This window comes from Streptomyces sp. NBC_00247 (genome assembly GCF_036188265.1).
Lineage (GTDB): Bacteria > Actinomycetota > Actinomycetes > Streptomycetales > Streptomycetaceae > Streptomyces.
In genome coordinates, this window is sequence record NZ_CP108093.1 from 3,513,047 (window position 1) to 3,533,154 (window position 20,108).

Genomic DNA, 20,108 nt, shown 5'->3' on the forward strand with positions numbered 1-20,108 from the left:
TTGCTCGGGCGCGCGTCGCGACGTGGCGGGCTCCCGGAGGACGCACAGGAGGCGCACAACTTGCCCGTCGGGGCTGAGACCGGGTTCAGAAGGTCCGGCAAGGGCCCTTTGGGCGGGGCGGGTTGAGGCTCGTCCGGCGTGACGACGGTGTCGGCGCGTCTGCGTGACGGCGCGACTGCGTGACTGTGCGACGGCGTGACGGCGCGTGGCGTTCGAGGTGCGGGTGCCCGGGGCGCACCGGTCGGCGTCGCGGGGGATGTGCGAGGCGAAGACCGTCGTACGGGAGGCGCGAGGGCGAAGGCCCGTCGTGCGCGGGGCGGCGGGCCGCTCACGGCTTCGCCGCGGGCCGGGCCGTCCCCGGAAATTGAGACGCCCGGTCGCTGGCGACGGGGGATGCACCAGCGACCGGGCTTTCAGAACCGTAACAAGAGATCTGCCGTTCGCAAATTCGATCTCGCCTATTCGGGCCGGGATTTACTCGTCGGCACGGTTCGTTGTGACGCGAGTCACCGATCGGGCCCGGGGTTCGTCACTGTCAGCTGAGCGTCACTTGGCGGTTGGTGAGCCCGCCGCGTGCCCGGCGCTCTTCGGCGGTCAACGGCGCATCGGAGGCCAGTGCCCCGGCGAGCCGCTCGGCGAACTCGGCCGCGGGCTTCTCGCACTCCTCGGCGGTCATGGCGCTCGGCAGGTCCCACACCGGGACGACGAGACCGTGCGCGCGGAACGAACCGACCAGCCGCGTCCCCTCGCCGAGCGAGGTCTCGCCGGCCGCGTGCAGCCGGGCGAGCGCGTCGAGGAGCTTCTCCTCGGGGTGCGGCATGACCCAGCGCAGGTGGTTCTTCTCCGGGGTCTCGCACCAGTACGCGGCGTCCACGGAGGAGAGCAGGGAGGTCGGGATGGCGGCGTCGTTGGCGCGCTCCAGTGAGGCGGTCACCTCGGCCGTGGCGTTCTCCGCGTCCGGCACCCAGAACTCGAAGCCCGAGTGGACGACGGGCTCGAACGGGGCGTCCGCGGCGAGCAGGTCCTGCAGGCGCGGGCCGTCGGCGCCGACCCGGCGGGCGGCGACCGGGGTGCCGGGCGCGGCCTCCAGCGCCTGCTGGAGGGCGTCGGCCAGACCGCGGCTGAGATCCCCGGAGGAGGTGTCGTTCTGCAGGGCGAGCAGGATGGAACCGTCGTCGCGGCGGAGCGCCGGCCAGGCCATCGGCAGCACGGTCGCGAGCGTGACGGACGGGACGCCGTCGGGCAGCCCGTCCTTCAGCGTCAGCGGGACGGTCGCGGCGGGCACCAGCTCGCGCAGCGCGACCCAGTCGCACTCCCCGGGCAGCCCTTCGAACGGGCGCTGGACCAGCTCGGTGACCGCGTGCGCGGCGGTGCGTCCGTGACACGCCTTGTACCGGCGTCCCGAACCACAGGGGCAGGGCTCACGGGCCCCGACGACGGGGATCTCCCCGTCGTTCACCTGCGGCTTCGCGGCCTTGGTCGTCTGAGGGCGCTTCTTGGCCATGGTCGGCATTCTCCCGGTTGCGACGGTGCGGTCGGAGAGTCTGCCGGGTGGCCTTCGATCGGGTGGTGGGCGCGGTCCGGTGCGTGCGGTTCCAAGGTGTCGGGATGGCCTCGTAGCGGGGCTACCAGGGCATCCCGGCAACGCGGGAAGCGTTCGTGCCAGGGCGTGGCCGCCCGATCAGAGGTCACCCGACAGGCTCTGAGGCGCGAGCCTAGTGCCTCCCGCGCCCCGGGCCCGACCGCCGCCCATGCCTTCGGGGGCGCCGTCGGCGCCCGTTCCGGTGCGTGTTTCCGGTACGTGGGTTCGGTGCCGGGCTCCGTCGTCCGGCTCGGTCGCCGGGGGTTCTGCCCGGCTCGGGCGTACGGCTCGTACGCCCGCCGTACGTCTGTCCGTACGGCTGTGTCGTGTTCGTGTGCGTGCGCGGCGCCGCGGTGGCGCTCGCCCGGTGCTCAGCTCGCGTCGTCCAGGGCGGACAGCCCGTCGAGGTCGAACCCCTCGAAGCCGGTGAGCCCGTCGAATCCCGGCAGCCCACCGAAACCGGGCAGCCCTTCGAGACCCGGGTGCCCGTCCCCGGAGTTCAGCCGGGCGAGACCGTCGAAGCCGTCGAGCCCCTCCAGTCCGTCGAACCGCTCCTCCGCCGCCACCAGCGCCCAGACCGTGACCTCGCCCGGGGCGTCGTCCCTGACGCCCCACTTCTCGGAGAGGGCACTGATGATGTTCAGCCCGCGACCGCCCCGAGCCGTCACCGAGGGGGTGGAGGGGATGGGCCTAGTGGGCCCGCCTCCGTCCGTGACCTCCACGGTCAGGCCGCCCCGGCGGTCCACGCGCCAAGCGGCGCGGACGTCGCCGTCACCGACGTCCACGTGCTGCCCCAGCGGTCTGCCGTGCCGGCAGGCGTTGCTGAGGAGTTCGGACAGGATCAGGACCGCGTCGTCGACGACCGTGTCGGAGACCCCGTTGTCCCGTAGTTGTGCGCGCATACGGTGCCGCGCCTGCCTCACGCCCGCAGGACCGTGAGGAACGGCCATGCTCGACGACGTGGGCACTTCTTGTGCCACCACCAACGTCACCCCCGAGACCTCCTTTGCCCCACGCCACGAAGGGGATGCCCCTCTGAGCTGCGCCGGAAACCGGTCAAAGCATCTCTGGTGACGCACTCGTAACGGGTCGACACGTAAGGAATGCGCCGGTGCACTCCCCGTGACGGGTCCGGAGGCGGTGGTTACGGGCGTCCGAGTTGGGAAAGGACCCGTTTCGGGCGATTGGTGATGATGGCCTCGATCCCCAGCTCGGCGCAGAGCGCCACGTCCTCCGGCTCGTTCACGGTCCAGACGTGCACCTGGTGCCCGGCCCGCCGCAGTCGGCGGATGTAGTCGGGATGGTTGCGTACGATCCGGATGCCCGGCCCGGCGATCCGCGCGCCGGCGGGCAGCCGCCCGTCCCGCAGCCGGGGCGTGAGGAACTGCATCAGGTAGACGGTGGGCAGGGCGGGGGCAGCCGTGCGGACCCGGTGCAGGGACCGGGCGGAGAAGCTCATGACGCGTACGGGCGAGGGGCCTTCGGCCGGCGGGGCGTCGAGGCCGAACTCGTTGAGCAGGCGCAGCAGCCGCTCCTCGACCTGCCCGGCCCACCGGGTCGGGTGCTTGGTCTCGATGGCGAGCTGGAGCGGCCGGCCCGTCGCCCGTACCTCGGTGACCAGTTCCAGCAGGCGTTCCAGGGTGAGTACGGAGGTGAGCTCGCCGGGCACCGGGTCCCAGTCGGGGGATTCCTCGCGGTCCTTCCACGAGCCGAAGTCGAGCACGGCGAGCTCCGAGAGTTCGAGCGCGGAGACCGCGCCCCGTCCGTTGGAGGTGCGGTTGACCCGGCGGTCGTGCACACAGACGAGCTGTCCGTCGGCGGTGAGCCGCACATCGCACTCCAGCGCGTCGGCGCCGTCCTCGATGGCTTTCCGGTACGCGGCCAGGGTGTGCTCGGGGGCGTCGTCGGAGGCTCCGCGGTGGGCCACGACCTGGATGGCGGCCGGGCTGGAGGGCTGTTGTGCGTGGGTCACCGCGTCATGGTGTCACCGCGACGCGACGGCCGCGGGTTCCTGGTGCCGGGAGTGCCGTTTTGTCTGATGTAAAGATTGGTGTGCGGATGCACAGGTCCTGCTTACAGTGGCCTGACGTGTTCTGGGCAAAGCTTGGGCCAGACACTGCAGAGCGGATCTCTTGCCGAATGCCGAGTGGACCGAGGAGTAAAGAGCTGTGAGCACCGAGAACGAGGGCCACGAGGGCGCCGCGGTCCCCGCCGTACCGCCCGCTCCGTCAGTACCTCCCGTGCCGGCCGCCGCTCCTGAGGACCCCCGCCGGGATACGTCCCCGACGCCCGAGGCTCCGGCGACGGCGCATCAGGAAGACACGGCCCCGGTCGCGCAGGGCTCCACCGGGCCCGCCGTGCACGCCGAGCCGCCCCATGAACCGCCGTACGTGGACGGCCGGGCCGACGACACCTCCCCGTCGGCCGAGCCCGCCGGACCGTACGGCACCACTCCCGCACCGGCCGCCCCGGCCCCGGGCGCCCCGGCTTCGGAGCAGCCGACGGAGGTGCGGCCGGTCGTCGAGCCCGCGCAGGCACCGGCGCAGGAGCAGCCGCAGCCGCCCGCGCACGCTCCGGCGGCCGACGCGACACAGCCCCTCCCGCCGCACGCCCCGGGGTACCCGGCCCCGCACACGCCCGCGCCCGGCTACCCGGCCCCGCAGGCCGCTCCGGAGTACCCGGCGCCGCACACCGCCGCGCCCGCCGGTTCGTGGCCGCCCCCGGCCCCGCCGGCCGTCCCGGCGTACGCCGCGGGTGGCGACGGCGCCGGCGACGGCAACGGCGGCGCCGTCTGGGGTGCCTCCGCGGAGCAGACCCCCAAGGGCCCGGGCAAGCGCCGGGCGGGCGGATTCGTCGCCCTGGTCGCCGCGACGGCACTCGTCGCCGGGGGCATCGGTGGCGCGCTGGGCTTCTGGGCCGCCGACAGCAACGACGGCGGCTCCGGCGGTTCCACGACGATCAGTGCCTCCGACAGCCCCAAGGCCCTCAAGCGCGCCGACGGCACCGTGGCGGGAGTGGCCGCCAAGTCGCTTCCCAGCGTGGTCACCATCGACGCCGAGAACGGCGACGGCGAGGGCGGCACGGGCACCGGTTTCGTGTACGACAAGGAAGGCCACATCCTCACCAACAACCACGTGGTGGCCTCCGCGGCGGAGAGCGGCAAGCTGACCGCGACCTTCTCCGACGGCAAGAAGTACGAAGCCGAGGTGGTCGGCCGTGCCGAGGGCTACGACGTCGCCGTCATCAAGCTGAAGAACGCGCCGTCCGGGCTGAACCCGCTGGCGCTCGGCAACTCCGACAACGTCGCGGTCGGCGACTCGACCATCGCGATCGGCGCCCCCTTCGGCCTCTCCAACACGGTCACCACGGGCATCATCAGCGCGAAGAACCGCCCGGTCGCCTCCAGCGACGGCTCCTCCTCCAGCAGCAGCTCCTACATGAGCGCCCTGCAGACGGACGCCTCGATCAACCCGGGCAACTCCGGTGGCCCGCTGCTCGACGCCACCGGCGCGGTCATCGGCATCAACTCCGCCATCCAGTCGACCGGCAGCAGCGCCCAGACGCAGGCCGGTTCCATCGGCCTCGGCTTCGCCATCCCGATCAACCAGGCGAAGAACGTCGCCGAGCAGCTCATCAAGACCGGCCAGCCCGTCTACCCGGTCATCGGCGCGACGGTCACCATGTCGGAGAACGGCGACGGCGCGGTCATCTCCGACCAGGGCTCCTCCGGCACCTCGGCCGTGGCCGCGGACGGGCCGGCCGCCAAGGCGGGGCTGAAGGCGGGCGACGTCATCACCAAGTTCAACGACACCCCGGTCGACAGCGGCCCGACCCTCATCGGCGAGATCTGGACCCACAAGCCGGGCGACCGGGTCACCCTGACGTACGAGCGCGACGGCAAGGAGTCCACCGTCGAACTCACCCTGGGCGAGCGCAAGGGCGACAGCTGACCGGCTAGGCTGTAGGCCGTTCCCCGGCGGCGACCCCGTCGCACCGGGGAGCGGGGTGGGTTGCCCGAGCGGCCTAAGGGAACGGTCTTGAAAACCGTCGTGGCAGCGATGTCACCGTGGGTTCAAATCCCACACCCACCGCACAGATCGAAGGCCCCTGACCAGCAGCACCGGTCGGGGGCCTTCGACATGGCCGGTGTGCGCCGGTGACCGCTGTCCCCGCGCTCGTCCGGTCCTTTTGGGGCGCACGCGACGGCACGGACCCGGCCTGTTTGGATCGTGCGGTGACCGACGACGCGGACCCGTACGAGATGGCGCCCGTCCACCTCGCGGTGGAGCAGGACGACTTGGCGGAGCTGACCCGGCTCCTGCACGCCGGCCACGACCCGGATCAGTACGACGGGCACAACGGCTGGACCCCGCTGCTCCGGGCAATCGACGGCGAGTCGGACGGGGCGCGCCAGACCGGTGAGCCTCTGGACGCCGCCTGCACGGCTGTACTGCCGGCCTACGGCGCGGACCCGGGGAAGCCCTCCCGAGGCGGTCTGACCCCGTACCATCTGGCCTTCCAGACGGGCCACGACATGGCGGTGAGGCTCCTCGAAGCGCACATGGGACTACGGGGTACGCGTCTCGAATGCCTGGTCCACCGTCGTGGGGCTCATCCGCCCGTACGTCCGTCCGGCGCTCCTGCCGGTGACACGGGGCACGGGGCGTGCGGACGCCGGAAGCACGGCGGCGGTGGTTCCTCCCCGCACCCGTCGGGACCCTGAGGCGGCTACCTCCTGCGGCCCCCGAGCCGCCGGAGGGTGACCGCTCCGAGGCCCGCGAGAACGAGGAAGGTCAGGGCGATGACGATCACTTCGCCGGGGCGCAGCGTTGCCAGCATGTCGGTCTCCTCCGCTGCCGGTGGGCAGTCGTCCGCCGGGCGGCCGTGTGCCGTACGGCATGGGAGAACGAACGTCGCATCCCGCCCGCGCTCGTGGAGGCGGAAGGGGAAAGCCTTGAGGGCCTTCTGAGCTTCGCCCTACCGGGCCGCGCGCCGGGCTCTAGGCTTTGGGCGGGCGGAGCCGTAGCGCAGAGGTCGTCGCGCGCGGTCTCCAAAACCGTGAGGACGCCGGTTCGAATCCGGCCGGCCCCGCCTCTCCCAGTCCCCTTTGGCTACGGCGGCCCCGACCCCGTGAGCCAGTACGCGCCGTACACCGCGGAGCCGGCGGTCAGCGTGGTGAGGACAGCCGCCACGAGGGCGGGGCGGCGCCTCGCGAGGACCACCGCGAGGGGGATCAGCAGCGGGAACGCCGGGAGGAGCAGGCGGGGTTTGGAACCGAAGTAGCCAGAGGCGCCGACGGCGAGCAGCGTGACGAGGGCCGAGTAGGCGATCAGCGGTGGGGGTTGGAGCTGCTTGGCGCCGATGTGGTGGGGCCAGTACGCGAGGAGCAGCAGGGCGGCGAGGGCGAGTACGGCGAGTGCGGCGGAGCCGCCGGTCAGGAAGCGGGCGAAGGCCCAGCCGCCGTCGAAGCCGTTGCCCCACTCGTCCTGTACGCCGAGGTAGCCCAGCAGGTGTCCGCGCCGGGAGCCCACCCAGAGGATGTACGCGGCGGCCCCCACCGGTGCGACCAGGCAGCCGAGCACGGCTCGTGTGCGGGCCGGGGCGGAGGTACCGGCCCCGGGGCGGTGGCGGAGCCAGACCGCGAGGAACAGGGCGGCCGTGACGGCGAGTCCGACGGGCCGGGTCAGCCCCGCGAGGCTCGCCAGGACGCCTGCGGCCACCCATCGCTCGCGCAGCACGCAGAGCAGCCCCCACGCGGCGAGGGCGGTGAAGAGGGCCTCGCTGTACGCCATCGACTGGACGATGCCGACCGGTACGGCCGCCCACAGCACCACGCAGACGACGCCGGCCCGGTCGCCGTACGACTGGCGCACCACGAGGTGCACGGCCCAGGCCGCGAGGACCGAGGCGAGGGTGGTGACCAGGAGTCCGGCGGCGGGCAGGCTCAGGCCCGTCACCGCGCGGGTGCCCCGCTCCAGCCAGGGGAGCAGGGGGAAGAAGGCCATGCTCGACAGGGAGCGGCCGTCCGGCGCGTTCAGGGTGAAGGCGTAGCCGTGTTCGGCCACCCGGGTGTACCAGAGGGAGTCCCAGCGTTCCGAGAGGAGCACGCGCGGGCTCTTGCCGGTCTCGGCGGCGCGGACCGCCAGCGCGGCGAGCGAGAGCGCCCGCACGCAGAGGAAGAGGGCGACCGCGAGGAGGGCGGCCCGGCCGGTGCGGAAGCGGGCGCGGAGCGGGTGCCGGGCGGGGTCCGCCGCGGTGCCGTCGCCGCCGTGCTCCCGGAGGGTGGGCGCTGCGGCGGGCATGGACGGGCCGATCTTCTCCGGGACGGGGTGTGCGTGACGGGTTCGCGCACACCGGTCCTGCGGGCTGCGGAGACCGGGGAGAACCCTACTCCTCGGCCGCGCCGCCGCCTCGGGGTCCCGCGGAAGCCGCTCCGGTGCTCAGGCGGCCTCGGAGCGGCCCGCCGTCAGCCGGGCGGCGGAGGCGAGGGTGGCGCGGGCCTCGTGGACGGGGAGGCCGGAGCGTACGGCCGCCTCGGTGAGTGCGGCGGCGAGGGCGTCGCCGACGCCGTGTTCGTACGCACGGCAGGCGGCCCAGAACAGCCGGGTGTGGCGCTCTCCGGCGCGGGCGGCGCGTACGAAGTGGACCAGCCCCTCGTCGTCCTCGGGGCCGCGCGGGGCACGGGCTCCGCCGGTCCGGCGTGCCGGGCGGACCGGCGCGAGCAGCCGCAGCAGGGTGCGCGGGCACGGTGCCGGCGGCAGGTGCGCGGTGCCCGGGGCGAGGCGGTACGTGCCGTGCGGGGTGAGCGAGCCCGGGCCGATGAGGTAGCCGCCGGTGCCCCGGACGTCGACGCCGGGGGCGAGGCGGCTCGCCGAGCCGGCCACGACGACCTCCGCAGGCACGGACAGCCAGAGGTGCCGGCCGCCGGCCGGGGTGAGCACGGTGAGGGTCGGCGGGATCGTGAAGAGGTGCTGGAGGGCGAGCTGGCGGAGCGCGCCGTCCGCGTGTGCTTCGGCTCCGGTGCCGGCGGCTGGGCCGGTGGAGGCGTCGGCGGCAGGTCCGGGGGTGTCCGCGTCCAGGTCGATGCCGATCAGCCGGTGCGGCCCCTGCCCGCAGGCGATGCCGTACCCGGCGACGTCCGGGGCCGCCGCGAAGAGCGCGCGGACGGCCGCCGGGTCGGTGGTCGCGTCGCGCACCCCGTGTCCGGGCAGCCCGCAGTGGCCGGTGCAGGCGGTGCGCGCCGCGCCGCCGGGGTGCGGTGAACGCAGCGCGGGGAGCCGGGCGGAGTTGAGCGGGATGACGGGGAGCCCCCGCTCCGCGGCGTTCAGCGCGTGGGCCAGGGCCAGGGTGGCGATCTGCCGGTCGGTGGGGGCCATGCAGCCATGTTCGTACACACGTTCGAAGAAGGCAATGGAGCAGGGGGTGACCCTGGGCACGCCCCACCCTGTCCGGCCGTCGGGGAGGGCTCCCTCGCGCCCGCCTCGCCGCCGCCTCGTCGCAATCGGTTGGTGCAGGGGGATTGACCGCTGGAAAAGGAGGGCTTTAGGTTTCCAGAAAATTGCGGGGACATATTCGAAATGTTTCGATCCGGCGCAGAGCTGTCGGGTGGCTCGATGTCGGAATTCCTCGCATTCGAGCGCCTTGGCTCGATAAGGGAGAGATCGGTGAGCTGCGGAATACCGGCGCAGGGTCCGCTATTTCGTGCTGCTCAGGGCTGTGACCTGCGAACTCTCCCTCGTGTCCGTGGTGGCGACTCTTTCCTCGAAACTTTTATCGGAGGTCATTCGTGGAATCACAGATTCCGGGCCCGCAGATTTCGGACCCGCGGCTGCGGGACTCGGTACAGGACTCCCGGGACCCCCGTCTCTTTGGCGCCCCGGACTCGCCCGCGGGGGGCCGCGCCAGCCGCAGGTCCGTACTGGCGCTCGGCCTGGGCCTGAGTGCCCTGGCCTCCCCGCTCCTGTCCCTCGGCGGTGCCACGCCCGCCCTGGCCGCACCTCTCGGGGCCCAGGGAGCCGGCGGGACGCGAGGGGCACTCGGTGCGGCGGGCCGGGCGACCGACTCCGGGGCGTACATCTCGTTCGGCGCGGTCCCCGGCGGGTTCACCCTGGTGAAGTCGGGCCGCGCGGTCCCCCTCGTCGTCAGCGGCGCGGACCACGCGGGTGTCATCCGCGCGGTCGGTGATCTGCAGTCCGACATCGAGCGGGTCACCGGGGTGCGTCCGGCCGTGGTGCGGAAGGCGGGTGCCGGGCAGCGGGAGATCGCGATCGTCGGCACCATCGGGCGCAGCCCTCTGATCGACGCGCTCGTGGACGCGGGCAAGCTCGACGTGCGCGGGATCGCCGGCACGTGGGAGACGTCCCTCCAGACGATCGTCGAGCGGCCGATGCCCGGCGTGGACCGGGCCTTCGTGATCGCCGGCAGCGACCAGCGGGGCACGATCTTCGGCGCGTACGACGTCTCCCGGGGCATCGGGGTCTCCCCCTGGTACTGGTGGGACGACGTGGTGCCGGAGCACCGCGACCAGATCCACGTCCGCCCCGGCCGTCACACCCAGGGCACCCCCGCGGTGAAGTACCGCGGCATCTTCATCAACGACGAGAACCCCGCGCTCGGCACCTGGGCGCCCAAGTTCTTCGGTCCCGGCAAGGCACCCGGCTTCGAGGGCGGGTTCAACGCCGACTTCTGGGCCCGGATCTTCGAGGTGCTGCTCCGCCTCAAGGCCAACTACCTCTGGCCCGCCGTCTGGGGCCGTGCCTTCGCCGAGGACGACCCGCTGAACCACGCCACCGCGACGGCGTACGGGATCGTCATGGGCACCTCGCACGAGGCGCCCATGATGCGCGGCATCGAGGAGTGGAACCGGCACGCGGTGGCAGCCGTCCGCGACAGCGCCGGCAACATCACCACTCCCGGCCACGACCCCTACGGCGGTACCGGCGAGTGGTCCTTCCGGCGCAACTCCGACGCGCTGAAGGCCTACTGGGCCGACGGCATCCGCCGCATGAAGGAGCAGGACTTCGAGGGCGTGGTCACCCTCGGCATGCGCGGCAACGGCGACACCAGTCTGCCGGACGGTGACGCGATCGAGCTGATGAGCGAGATCATCGCGAGCCAGCGTGCCATCATCGCCGACATCACCGGCGACGAGACGTCCGTCCCGCAGGTGTGGACCCTCTACAAGGAGGTGCAGCGCTACTGGGACCGGGGGCTGCGCGTCCCCGACGACGTGACGGTGGTGCTCACCGACGACAACTGGGGCAATGTCCGCAAGCTGCCGCAGCTCGACACCGACGACCGTGCCGGTGGGTACGGCCTCTACTACCACTTCGACTACGTGGGCGTCGGCCGCAACTACAAGTGGGTGGACACCACTTCGCTGCCGAACATGTGGGACCAGCTCAACCAGTCGTACACGTACGGGAATCGCGGTCTGTGGGTCACCAACGTCGGTGACCTCAAGGGCAACGAGCTCGCCACGCAGTTCTTCATGGAGTACGCCTGGAGCCCGGCGCGCTGGGACGTCGACGACCTCCCGGAGTGGGAACTCGGCTACGCGCGCCTCCACTTCGGCGAGAAGCAGGCCGAGCGGATCGCACAGGTGCTCTCGGAGTACGCGCACCTCCAGCAGATCCGCAAGCCGGAGCTGCTGAACCGGCGCATCACCCTCGACCCGGCCAAGAACCCGGCCACCGACTCCTCGGCGATCGTCTACGACGACCGGGCGACCCCGTTCAGCCTCGTGGACCACCGCGAACTGGAGCGGGTCACCGACCGCTGGCGGGCCCTCGCGGCGAAGTCCCGCGAGGTCGGCAAGCGCCTGCCCGCCTCCTCGCAGGACGCCTGGTTCGAGCTCGTCGGGTACGAGGTCGAGGCGACCGCGAACGTCTACGAGCTGCGCGAGGCACAGTTCACCAACCTCTTCTACGCGGAGCAGGGCCGGGCCCTGACCAACGAGCTGGCCGCGAGGGCCGAGGCCCGTCTCGCGGACGACTTCGCTTTCTCGAAGAGGTTCAACACCCAGGTGGCGGAAGGCAAATGGGAGGGCTTCCAGACCCAGCCGCACATCGGGTACGGAGACGTCGCGCGGTACGGCCCGAACGCCCCGTGGCAGCAGCCCGAGCTGAACAACGTGGCGCTCACCGACGAGATCTACCCGGCGCTGAAGCGCATCGAGCTGCCCGGGGCGGCCGAGATGGGCGTGGCCGTCGAGGGCAGCGAGGACTGGTGGCCGGGCGGCGGCGCGGGCGAGGCGACGCTGCCGGTGTTCTCCCCGTACGGCAACGGCCCCGACCCGTACATCGACGTGTTCAACCGGGGCCGGGCGCCCTTCGACTACCGGATCACCACGGGTGAGTCCTGGCTGGTGGTGGACCGGCCGCGCGGGCGGGTCACCACCCAGACCCGGGTCACGCTGCGGGTCGACTGGAAGCACGCCCCGCAGGGCGTCACCCGGGTGCCGGTGACGGTGAGCGGCCCCGGCGGGTCGAGCGTCGTCGTGACCGCCGTGGTCGACCGGCCCAGGACGCCGAAGTCGGGCCTCAAGGGGTTCGTTGAGGCCGGCGGGTACGTGTCGATGGAGGCCGAGCACTACAGCCGCGCGGTCGGCAGCGGGTCGGTCGACTGGCGCCGGCTGCCCGACGTGGGCCGTACGGCGGGCGGCATGGAGCCCTTCCCGGTGACGGCGGCCCGGCAGTCGGCGGGACGGGGCCCGCGCCTCGAATACACGCTGAGCCTCTTCACCACGGGACCGGTCACGGTCTGGGCGTACCTCTCCCCGAGGAACAACCCGCTCTCGGGCGACGGCCTGAAGTACGCGGTCTCCTTCGACGACGACGCACCGAGCACGGTGAACGTCACGGCGGTCACCGGCGGGGACGACGGCACCATGAACGCGCAGTGGGCGCGCGGGACTTCCGACAACGTCAACCGCACCGCCACCCAGCACGTCATCACCCGGCCGGGAGAGCACGTGCTGAAGTTCTGGATGATCGACCCGACGGTGGTGGTCCAGAAGCTGGTGGTCGACACCGGCGGCCTGCGCCCGGTCTACCTCGGCCCGCCGGAGAGCCTGCGGATCGGCTGAGGGCACTCCCGCGTCACCTGCGGGGGGACGACCCGCGGACCCCGGCGGATCCGCGGCCGGCCCGCGCGAGGGCACACCGGTGCCCTCGCGCGGGCCGTTCCCGTCCCCGGCGCCTTCCGGCCACCGCGCGCGGCGAAGCCCCGGCCGCAATCCCGGCCGCGACCCCGGCCGCGATCCCGGCCGCGACCCTGATCCCGGCCCGGACCCCGGCCCCCGTGCCCTCCACCCCCAGGAGGTGGACGTCTCCCGGCGCCTACACCCTGAGGCGGACGCGTCATCGGGACCTGGGGGCGATCCGCCGCCCGGCCTCCGCTCCTAGGTTGGGGAGATGACCACGCCAGTCTGCACGGGCGCCCTCAGGCGCCCCGCTGCCGCCGCCGGACACACCCCGCCCTACCCGTCGTTCTCCTCGTACGTCCGGGCGCGCGGCCCCGTCCTGCTGCGCACCGCGCGCTCGCTCACCGCGAATCCGAGCGACGCCGAGGACCTGCTCCAGACCGCGCTGGCCAAGACCTACGTGGCCTGGGATCGGATCGAGGACCACGGGGCGCTGGACGGGTACGTCCGCCGCGCCCTGGTGAACACGCGTACCTCGCAGTGGCGCAAGCGCAAGGTCGACGAGTACGCCTGCGACGAGCTGCCCGAGCCGGAGAGCGCTCCGGCCCCCGATCCGGCCGAACACCAGTCGCTCCACGACGCGATGTGGCGGGCCGTGCTCAAGCTGCCCGACCGGCAGCGGGCCATGGTCGTCCTGCGGTACTACGAGGACCTCAGCGAGGTCCAGACCGCCGAGGTGCTCGGAGTGTCCGTCGGCACGGTGAAGAGCGCCGTCTCCCGGGCGCTCCGCAAGCTCCGTGAGGACCCGGAACTGGTGCCCGCGCCCTGACCGCGCCCTGACCCCGCGCCGGGGCGCCCGTGACCACCGGCCCGGGGCGCCCGTGACCACCGGCCCGGTGGAGGCGCGTACCGATTGGGGTGACCGGAAGTAGTGACATACCGCGCGGTATGTGCGCAGAATCAGCGGAACCCTACTGCCGCGTAGCGCCTCCGGGAGGACGCCGTGCTGAGCACCATGCAGGACGTACCGCTGACTGTCACCCGCATCCTGACCCATGGGATGACGATCCACGGGAAGTCGCAGGTCACGACCTGGACCGGCGAACCCGAGCCGCACCGGGCCAGTTTCGCGGAGATCGGTACCCGCGCGATCCGCCTCGCCCACGCCCTCCGCGACGAGCTGGGCATCGACGGCGATCAGCGGGTGGCGACTCTCATGTGGAACAACTCATTCCATGTCGAGGCATACCTGGCGATTCCGGCCATGGGTGCCGTGCTCCACACCCTCAATCTGCGGCTGCCCGCCGAACAGCTCGTCTGGATCGTCAACCACGCGGACGACAAGGTGGTGATCGTCAACGGCTCGGTGCTGCCGCTCTTCGCACCGCTCCTGCCCCGGATGCCGTCCGTGGAGCACGTGGTCGTCGCCGGACCCGGTGACCGGTCCCTGCTCGACGGGGTCGCGCCGCGCGTGCACGACTACGAGGAGCTCATCGCCGGGCGCCCGACCACCTTTGACTGGCCCGAGATCGACGAACGCTCGGCCGCCGCCATGTGTTACACCTCCGGCACCACGGGGGACCCCAAGGGCGTCGTCTACTCGCACCGTTCGATCTATCTGCACTCGATGCAGGTCAACGCGACCGAGTCGATGGGGCTGACGGACGCCGACACCACCCTCGCCGTGGTTCCGCAATTTCACGTACTTTCATGGGGTTTGCCCCATGCGGCCTTCATGTCCGGTGTGAACATGTTGATGCCGGACCGTTTCCTCCAGCCCGTCCCCCTCGCCGAGATGATCGAGAGGGAGCGCCCGACCCACGCGGCGGCCGTGCCCACCATCTGGCAGGGCCTGCTCGCGGAGGTCACCGCGAGGCCGCGCGACCTCACCTCGATGGCCCGCGTCACGATCGGCGGCGCCGCCTGTCCGCCCTCGCTGATGGAGGCGTACGACAAGCTGGGCGTCCGCCTCTGCCACGCCTGGGGCATGACGGAGACCTCGCCGCTCGGCACCATGGCCAACCCGCCCGCCGGGCTGAGCGCCGAGGAGGAGTGGCCGTACCGCGTCACCCAGGGCCGTTTCCCGGCCGGAGTCGAAGGACGGCTGGTCGGCCCGGGCGGTGAGCACCTGCCCTGGGACAACGAGTCGGCCGGTGAGCTGGAGGTCCGGGGTCCCTGGATCGCCGGCGCGTACTACGGCGGGGTGGACGGCGAAAACCTGCGCCCCGAGGACAAGTTCAGCCAGGACGGCTGGCTGAAGACCGGCGACGTCGGCGTCATCAGCCCCGACGGCTTCCTCACCCTCACCGACCGGGCCAAGGACGTCATCAAGTCCGGCGGCGAGTGGATCTCCAGCGTGGAGCTGGAGAACGCGATCATGGCTCACCCGGACGTGGCCGAGGCCGCCGTCGTCGCCGTGCCCGACGACAAGTGGGGCGAGCGTCCGTTGGCCACGGTCGTCCTCAAGGAGGGTGCCGTCGTCGGATTCGAGAACCTCAGGACCTTCCTCGCCGAGTCCGGCGTCGCCAAGTGGCAGCTCCCGGAACGCTGGACGGTCATCGAGGCCGTGCCGAAGACGAGCGTCGGGAAGTTCGACAAGAAGGTGATCCGCAAGCGGCACGCGGACGGCGAACTGGACGTCACCGTCGTCGTCTGACCGTCGCGCGGACCCGCACGACGAAGGGCGGTACGGAGATCCGTACCGCCCTTCGTCAGCTGCTCAGTTGGTCCCTATCTTCGCCAGCAGATCGACGATCCGGGACTGCACCTCGTCGCTGGTGGAGCGTTCGGCCAGGAAGAGCGCGGTCTCGCCGGAAGCCAGCAGCGACAGCGCGGGGCCGTCCAGTCCGGCCGAGGTGTAGACGACCAGCGGGGTGTGGTTCAGGCGTCCGTTGGCCCGCAGCCAGTCGATGATCCCGGCCCGTCGGCGACGTACCTGCATCAGGTCCATCACCACCAGGTTCGGCCGCGTCCGCGCGGCCAGGTCGACCGCCTCGCTGTCGGTGGACGCCCGGACGGTCTGCATGCCCCGCCGCTCCAGGGTCTGCGCGAGGGCCCCTCCGATCTCCTCCCGCTCCTCGATGACGAGGACCCGGGGCGGGTGCTGCTCGCTGTCGCGCGGGGCGAGCGCCTTGAGGAGGACGGCGGGGTCGGCGCCGTACGCCGCCTCCCGGCTCGCCTGCCCCAGGCCCGCCGTGACCAGCACCGGCACCTCGGCCGCCACCGCCGCCTGGCGCAGCGACTGGAGGGCGGTACGCGTGATGGGCCCGGTCAGCGGGTCCACGAAGAGCGCGGCGGGGAACGCGGCGATCTGCGCGTCCACCTCCTCGCGCGAGTGCACGATCACCGGCCGGTAGCCCCGGTCGCTGAGCGCTTGCTGCGTGGAGACGTCGGGAGCGGGCCAGACCAGCAGCCGCCGGGGGTTGTCCAGCGGCTCCGGGGGCAGTTCGTCGTCGACCGGCCGCGGCTGCGGACGGTTGGCGATCTCGACCGCGCCGCCCGGACCGTCCAGCGGCTCCGGGCCCTCGGCGCCCTCGTCCGGTGCTCCTATGGCGTACGAACGCCCCGCGGAGACCGGCGTCATGAGCTGCCCCGACGCCGAGGCCGTCGTGGAACCGGGCCGCGCGGGCTGCGGGGCGGCGGGAGCCTGCGGAAGGGCAGCGGGGGCCGGAGCATCGGCTCCCGGGGGCGCCGACAGCTTCCGGCGACGGCCGGCCGTGCCCAGCGTCTGGTTCTGCTGGTGCCCCAGGTGCTGGACGAGCGGTACGCCCTGACCGAGCGTCCGCACGCTGAAGGCCCGCCCCTGGGTGTCCGAGCCGCCGGGCATCGGCATCTCGGCGGGGAGCGGCTGCCTGCGGGCCGCGGGCACGGCGCCGGGCGGCACGAAGGTGTTGCCGGTCGCGTGCGCGGTGGCCCCGGTCTCGCCCGGCACCGGCCCGGGAGCGGCGGGCAGCGCGGGCTCGGGCTCCGCTGCCGGTACGGCGGAGGCGGGCGGCAGCGGGACGTCGGCGGCAACCTCCGCCGACGGCGCGGAAGTGTCGCCGGCGGCGCCGTTCCGGACGCGCGCGGCGTACGCCAGGGCGGGCTCGGGCGCCTCGTCGTCGTCCTGGACGTCGTCGTCGGCGGAGCCGTGGTCCGGGCCGCCGACCCGGTCGGTCGAGTCGACCCGCGACCAGCTCTCCGGCGAGCCCGCCGCCTCGGCGGGACGGGCCCGCCGACGGCCGGACGGGGGGGCGGGGAGGGGGTGCGGCTGCGGAGGCGTGTGGTCCTCGTCCGGGCCCATGGCGGTGGCGTCGTGCCGGTCCGGTACCGCTTCGGCTCCGGACCGGTCCGCGTCGGCGGGCCCCAGCGCGAACGGGGTGCGCGGGCCCGCGTTCTCCGCGGCCAGCCGTTCCTGCGCGGCGGCCAGCGCGCGCCGGGCGCGACGGCCCGCGGGCTGGAGCTCCGGTGCGAGTGCCTCGGGCTGCGGGGCGCCCTCGTCGTGCACCACGGGCGACCGCACGGGCAGCGCCGGACGGCCCGCGCCCTCCGGACGCACCGGCTGCCCCTGCCGGCCCGGGACCTGGGGGCCCGTTGCCGGCGCCTGCGCACCGGGTGCCTGCGGGGCTGCCGGGACACCCTGCGGGGGCACGGTCTGACCGCGCTGCGGACGGCCCGCGCCCTGGGCGCCCTCGGCCGCCGTCACCACGGAACCCTCCGAAGGCGCGTTACCGGCCGCCGGGAGTGCCAGAGCCTGCCCGGCACCGCGCGGACGCGCCTGCGCGGCCGGGAGCCGGTGAGGAGGACCGGCCTGCGCCGGGACGGGCACGGCCTGCTGACCAGGTACGGGCTGCGGAGTGGGACCCGCCTGCTGAGCGGGACCGGCCTGCGCCGGGACCGGGGCGGTCTCCGCCGGGCTGGGACGGCCGCGTCTGCGGCCGGAACCCTCGCTCGGCGGGGGCACCAGTGCCTCCTGCGCCTGCTCCTCCACCGCTGCCGGACCCCGCCGCGCCCGGCGTCGTCCGGTCGCACCCGCGTCGCCTGCCCCGTCGGACGCGCCCACCGGCACACCCGCGTCGGTGGACCCCGCCGGCACCGCGCCCTCGGCTCCCGCGAGGCTCTCCGGCCCCTCCGGGCTCAGCGCGCTTTCGAGGAACGCGTCCGTCGACGCCCGGCGGGCCCTGCGCCGGCCGCCGCTGACGACCGCGGGAGCGCCGACGGCCTCGAAGGCCGCGACCTCCGCCTGCGGCTGCGCGGACTGCTCCGGCACTGCGGCCGGGCTCTGCCGGGGGTGCTGCGGCTGCTGCTGGACCGTGCCGGAGCCGGAGCCCAGCGGCACTTCGAGCACGTACGCGCTGCCCGCCATGCCGGGCATCTCGTGGGTCTGGAGCACTCCGCCGTGTGCCCGCACGATCCCGCGCACGATCGGCGTGTGCACCGGGTCGCCACCGGCGAACGGGCCACGCACCTCGATCCGTACGACGTCCCCGCGCTGCGCCGCGGCCACCACGACGGTCGAGTCGAGATAGCCGCCGCCGGGGGCGATCCGGGTCTTGCCGGTGGAGTCGATACCGGCCACGTCCGCGACCAGGTGGGCCAGGGCGGTCGCCAGCCGGCGGGCGTCCACCTCGGCCTCGATCGGCGGAGCGTGCACCGCGAACTGCGCGCGACCCGGGCCGATCAGCTCGACCGCGCCGTCGATGCCCGCCGTCACGACGGCGTCGATGGGCGCCGGAGCCTTGTCGAGTGCCTCGGTACCGAAGTCCAGGCGCTGGTAGCCCAGGACGTTGTCGACCAGCGTGGTCATCCGGGCGTACCCGGCGGCCAGATGGTGCAGGATCTGGTTCGCCTCGGGCCAGAGCTGGCCGGCCGGGTCGGAGGCGAGCGTGGCGAGTTCGCCCCGCAGCTCCTCCAGCGGCCCGCGCAGCGACTCGCCGAGAACGGCCGTCAGCTGCGCGTGCTGGGCGCCGAGCAGGGTGATGTGGTCGGCCTGCTCCTCCAGCTCGGAGGCGTACCGCTCGGTACGGTCGGCGATCTCGGCGGCGTGGCTCTCGGTGAGGCCGGAGACCTCGGTGGTGTGGTTCTCGGTGAGTTCCGTGACCGCCGCGGTGTGGCTCTCGGCCAGCTCCGCGATCTCGGCGGCGTGCTTCTCGGTCAGGGCGGCGATCTCGGCGGCGTGCTTCCCGGTCAGCTCCGCGACCTCGGTCGTGTGCTGCTCGGTCAGCTCCTCGTACGGCCTGCGGTCGGTGAAGGTCATCACCGCGCCGACCAGCTGGTCGCCGTCCCGGACCGGAGCGGTCGTCAGGTCCACCGGAACCCGCGCACCGCTCTTGGACCAGAGCACCTGCCCGCGCACCCGGTGCTTGCGCCCGGAGCGCAGGGTGTCGGCGAGCGGGGACTCCTCGTACGGGAACGGCTCGCCCTCCGCACGCGAGTGCAGGATCAGCGGGTGCAGCTCCTTGCCGCCCAGGTCGCTGGCGCGGAAACCGAGGATCTGCGCGGCGGCCGGGTTGACCAGGACGACCCTGCCGTCCGTGTCCGTACCGACCACGCCCTCGGACGCGGCCCGCAGGATCATCTCGGTCTGCCGCTGCGAACGGGCCAGCTCGGCCTCGGTGTCGACGGTGCCGGAGAGGTCCCGGACGACGAGCATCAGCAGCTCGTCACCGGTGAAGGAGGAGGTCGGGAAGTCGTTGTAGGCGGCCTGTCCGCTGTCGAGACTCGCGCTGGTGACCTCGACCGGGAATTCGTGGCCGTCGGTCCGGCGCGCGATCATCCGCGTCGGCTTGGTCCTGCCCCGGGAGTCCGCCGAATCGGGGCGGCGCATCGACCCGGGGATCAGCCGCGAGTCGAACTCGGTGAGCAGATCCAGGAGTCCGCGTCCCACCAGCCCGGTACCGGGCGCCTCGAACATTTCGAGCGCGATGGTGTTGGCGTTGACGACCGTGCCGTTGGCATTGACGAGCAGCAGCCCGTCAGGGAGGGCGTCGAGTATGGCTGCGAGGCGAGCAGTGCCTCGGGATGGCCTGCTGCTCACGACGCGCTTCCTCCCTGTTTACCGCACCTTGCCGGCCCGGGCCTCCATCTTGCCCCTCGGGCCACAGGCTGTCACGGGAGGAGTCTACGGGCACCGGAGCGGGCAGGAACGGTGGATGAGGAGGAGCTCTCGTCGAGCTTCCGCGCAACCGGTGCGCACCCCAGGCCCCCGAATGCCCCAACACGCCCCGTGCGTACGGCTCCGGGGGTTCGGGCGGAGCCGTACGCCTGGAGCCCGCGAGAGGGCTCAGGGGATGCGAGAAGGCCGGGGAAAAGGCCCATTCGGCCTACTGGCCGGGCACGCGGGACCCGTATGTGCTTCCGATGTGCGTCCGCTGTGCGTGCGGAAGGGCTCCCCCTCGGGCCCGG

11 protein-coding genes and 2 tRNA genes are annotated in these 20,108 nt (G+C 73.1%); 7 read left to right on the forward strand and 6 right to left on the reverse strand.

The window, feature by feature from the left end; genetic code table 11:
* Window positions 1–535 precede the first annotated feature (535 nt).
* The 3 genes from OHT52_RS14935 to OHT52_RS14945 form a co-directional block, all read right to left on the reverse strand.
* Window positions 536–1,504 (reverse strand): DUF5926 family protein, encoded by a 969-nt coding sequence (locus OHT52_RS14935; protein ID WP_328720638.1) that lies wholly within the window; start codon window positions 1,502–1,504, stop codon window positions 536–538.
* A gap of 449 nt (window positions 1,505–1,953) precedes the next feature.
* A complete protein-coding gene (locus tag OHT52_RS14940; RefSeq protein WP_328720639.1) occupies window positions 1,954–2,661 on the reverse strand; it encodes an ATP-binding protein in 708 nt (235 codons plus the stop codon).
* A 65-nt stretch (window positions 2,662–2,726) separates the two neighbouring features.
* Window positions 2,727–3,554: a glycerophosphodiester phosphodiesterase gene (locus tag OHT52_RS14945; RefSeq protein WP_328720640.1), complete on the reverse strand. Its 828-nt coding sequence runs from the start codon at window positions 3,552–3,554 to the stop codon at window positions 2,727–2,729.
* A gap of 196 nt (window positions 3,555–3,750) precedes the next feature.
* On the opposite strand from OHT52_RS14945, the gene OHT52_RS14950 reads away from it, so the two are divergent.
* The 4 genes from OHT52_RS14950 to OHT52_RS14965 all read left to right on the forward strand — a co-directional run bounded on the left by OHT52_RS14950 (window position 3,751) and on the right by OHT52_RS14965 (window position 6,673).
* Window positions 3,751–5,532: a S1C family serine protease gene (locus tag OHT52_RS14950; protein WP_328720641.1), complete on the forward strand. Its 1,782-nt coding sequence runs from the start codon at window positions 3,751–3,753 to the stop codon at window positions 5,530–5,532.
* Between the two features lie 54 nt (window positions 5,533–5,586).
* A tRNA-Ser gene (locus OHT52_RS14955) sits at window positions 5,587–5,673 on the forward strand.
* Window positions 5,674–5,816: 143 nt separating this feature from the next.
* Entirely contained in the window at window positions 5,817–6,305 is a 489-nt protein-coding gene (locus OHT52_RS14960) for an ankyrin repeat domain-containing protein (protein ID WP_328720642.1), read from the forward strand.
* Between the two features lie 293 nt (window positions 6,306–6,598).
* Window positions 6,599–6,673: transfer RNA gene (locus OHT52_RS14965), tRNA-Trp, on the forward strand.
* A 20-nt stretch (window positions 6,674–6,693) separates the two neighbouring features.
* Here OHT52_RS14965 and OHT52_RS14970 read toward each other — a convergent pair.
* Both OHT52_RS14970 and OHT52_RS14975 read right to left on the reverse strand, forming a co-directional pair.
* Window positions 6,694–7,884 (reverse strand): glycosyltransferase family 39 protein, encoded by a 1,191-nt coding sequence (locus OHT52_RS14970; RefSeq protein ID WP_328720643.1) that lies wholly within the window; start codon window positions 7,882–7,884, stop codon window positions 6,694–6,696.
* Between the two features lie 138 nt (window positions 7,885–8,022).
* Entirely contained in the window at window positions 8,023–8,958 is a 936-nt protein-coding gene (locus OHT52_RS14975) for a bifunctional DNA primase/polymerase (RefSeq protein ID WP_328720644.1), read from the reverse strand.
* 554 nt (window positions 8,959–9,512) lie between these two features.
* Between OHT52_RS14975 and OHT52_RS14980 the strand changes: the two genes are divergently transcribed.
* The 3 genes from OHT52_RS14980 (at window position 9,513) to OHT52_RS14990 (ending at window position 15,381) form a co-directional block, all read left to right on the forward strand.
* On the forward strand, window positions 9,513–12,668 hold the full coding sequence (locus tag OHT52_RS14980) for a glycosyl hydrolase 115 family protein (protein WP_443046794.1): 3,156 nt from the start codon (window positions 9,513–9,515) through the stop codon (window positions 12,666–12,668).
* Window positions 12,669–12,996: 328 nt separating this feature from the next.
* Complete coding sequence (locus tag OHT52_RS14985) at window positions 12,997–13,554, forward strand: SigE family RNA polymerase sigma factor (RefSeq protein WP_328720645.1); 558 nt, start codon at window positions 12,997–12,999, stop codon at window positions 13,552–13,554.
* Window positions 13,555–13,728: 174 nt separating this feature from the next.
* The gene (locus tag OHT52_RS14990) at window positions 13,729–15,381 is read left to right on the forward strand and encodes a long-chain fatty acid--CoA ligase (protein WP_328720646.1); all 1,653 of its coding nucleotides are present in this window, start codon (window positions 13,729–13,731) and stop codon (window positions 15,379–15,381) included.
* 63 nt (window positions 15,382–15,444) lie between these two features.
* Here OHT52_RS14990 and OHT52_RS14995 read toward each other — a convergent pair whose 3' ends face one another.
* On the reverse strand, window positions 15,445–19,740 hold the full coding sequence (locus tag OHT52_RS14995; RefSeq protein ID WP_328720647.1) for a PAS domain-containing protein: 4,296 nt from the start codon (window positions 19,738–19,740) through the stop codon (window positions 15,445–15,447).
* Window positions 19,741–20,108: the final 368 nt, after the last annotated feature.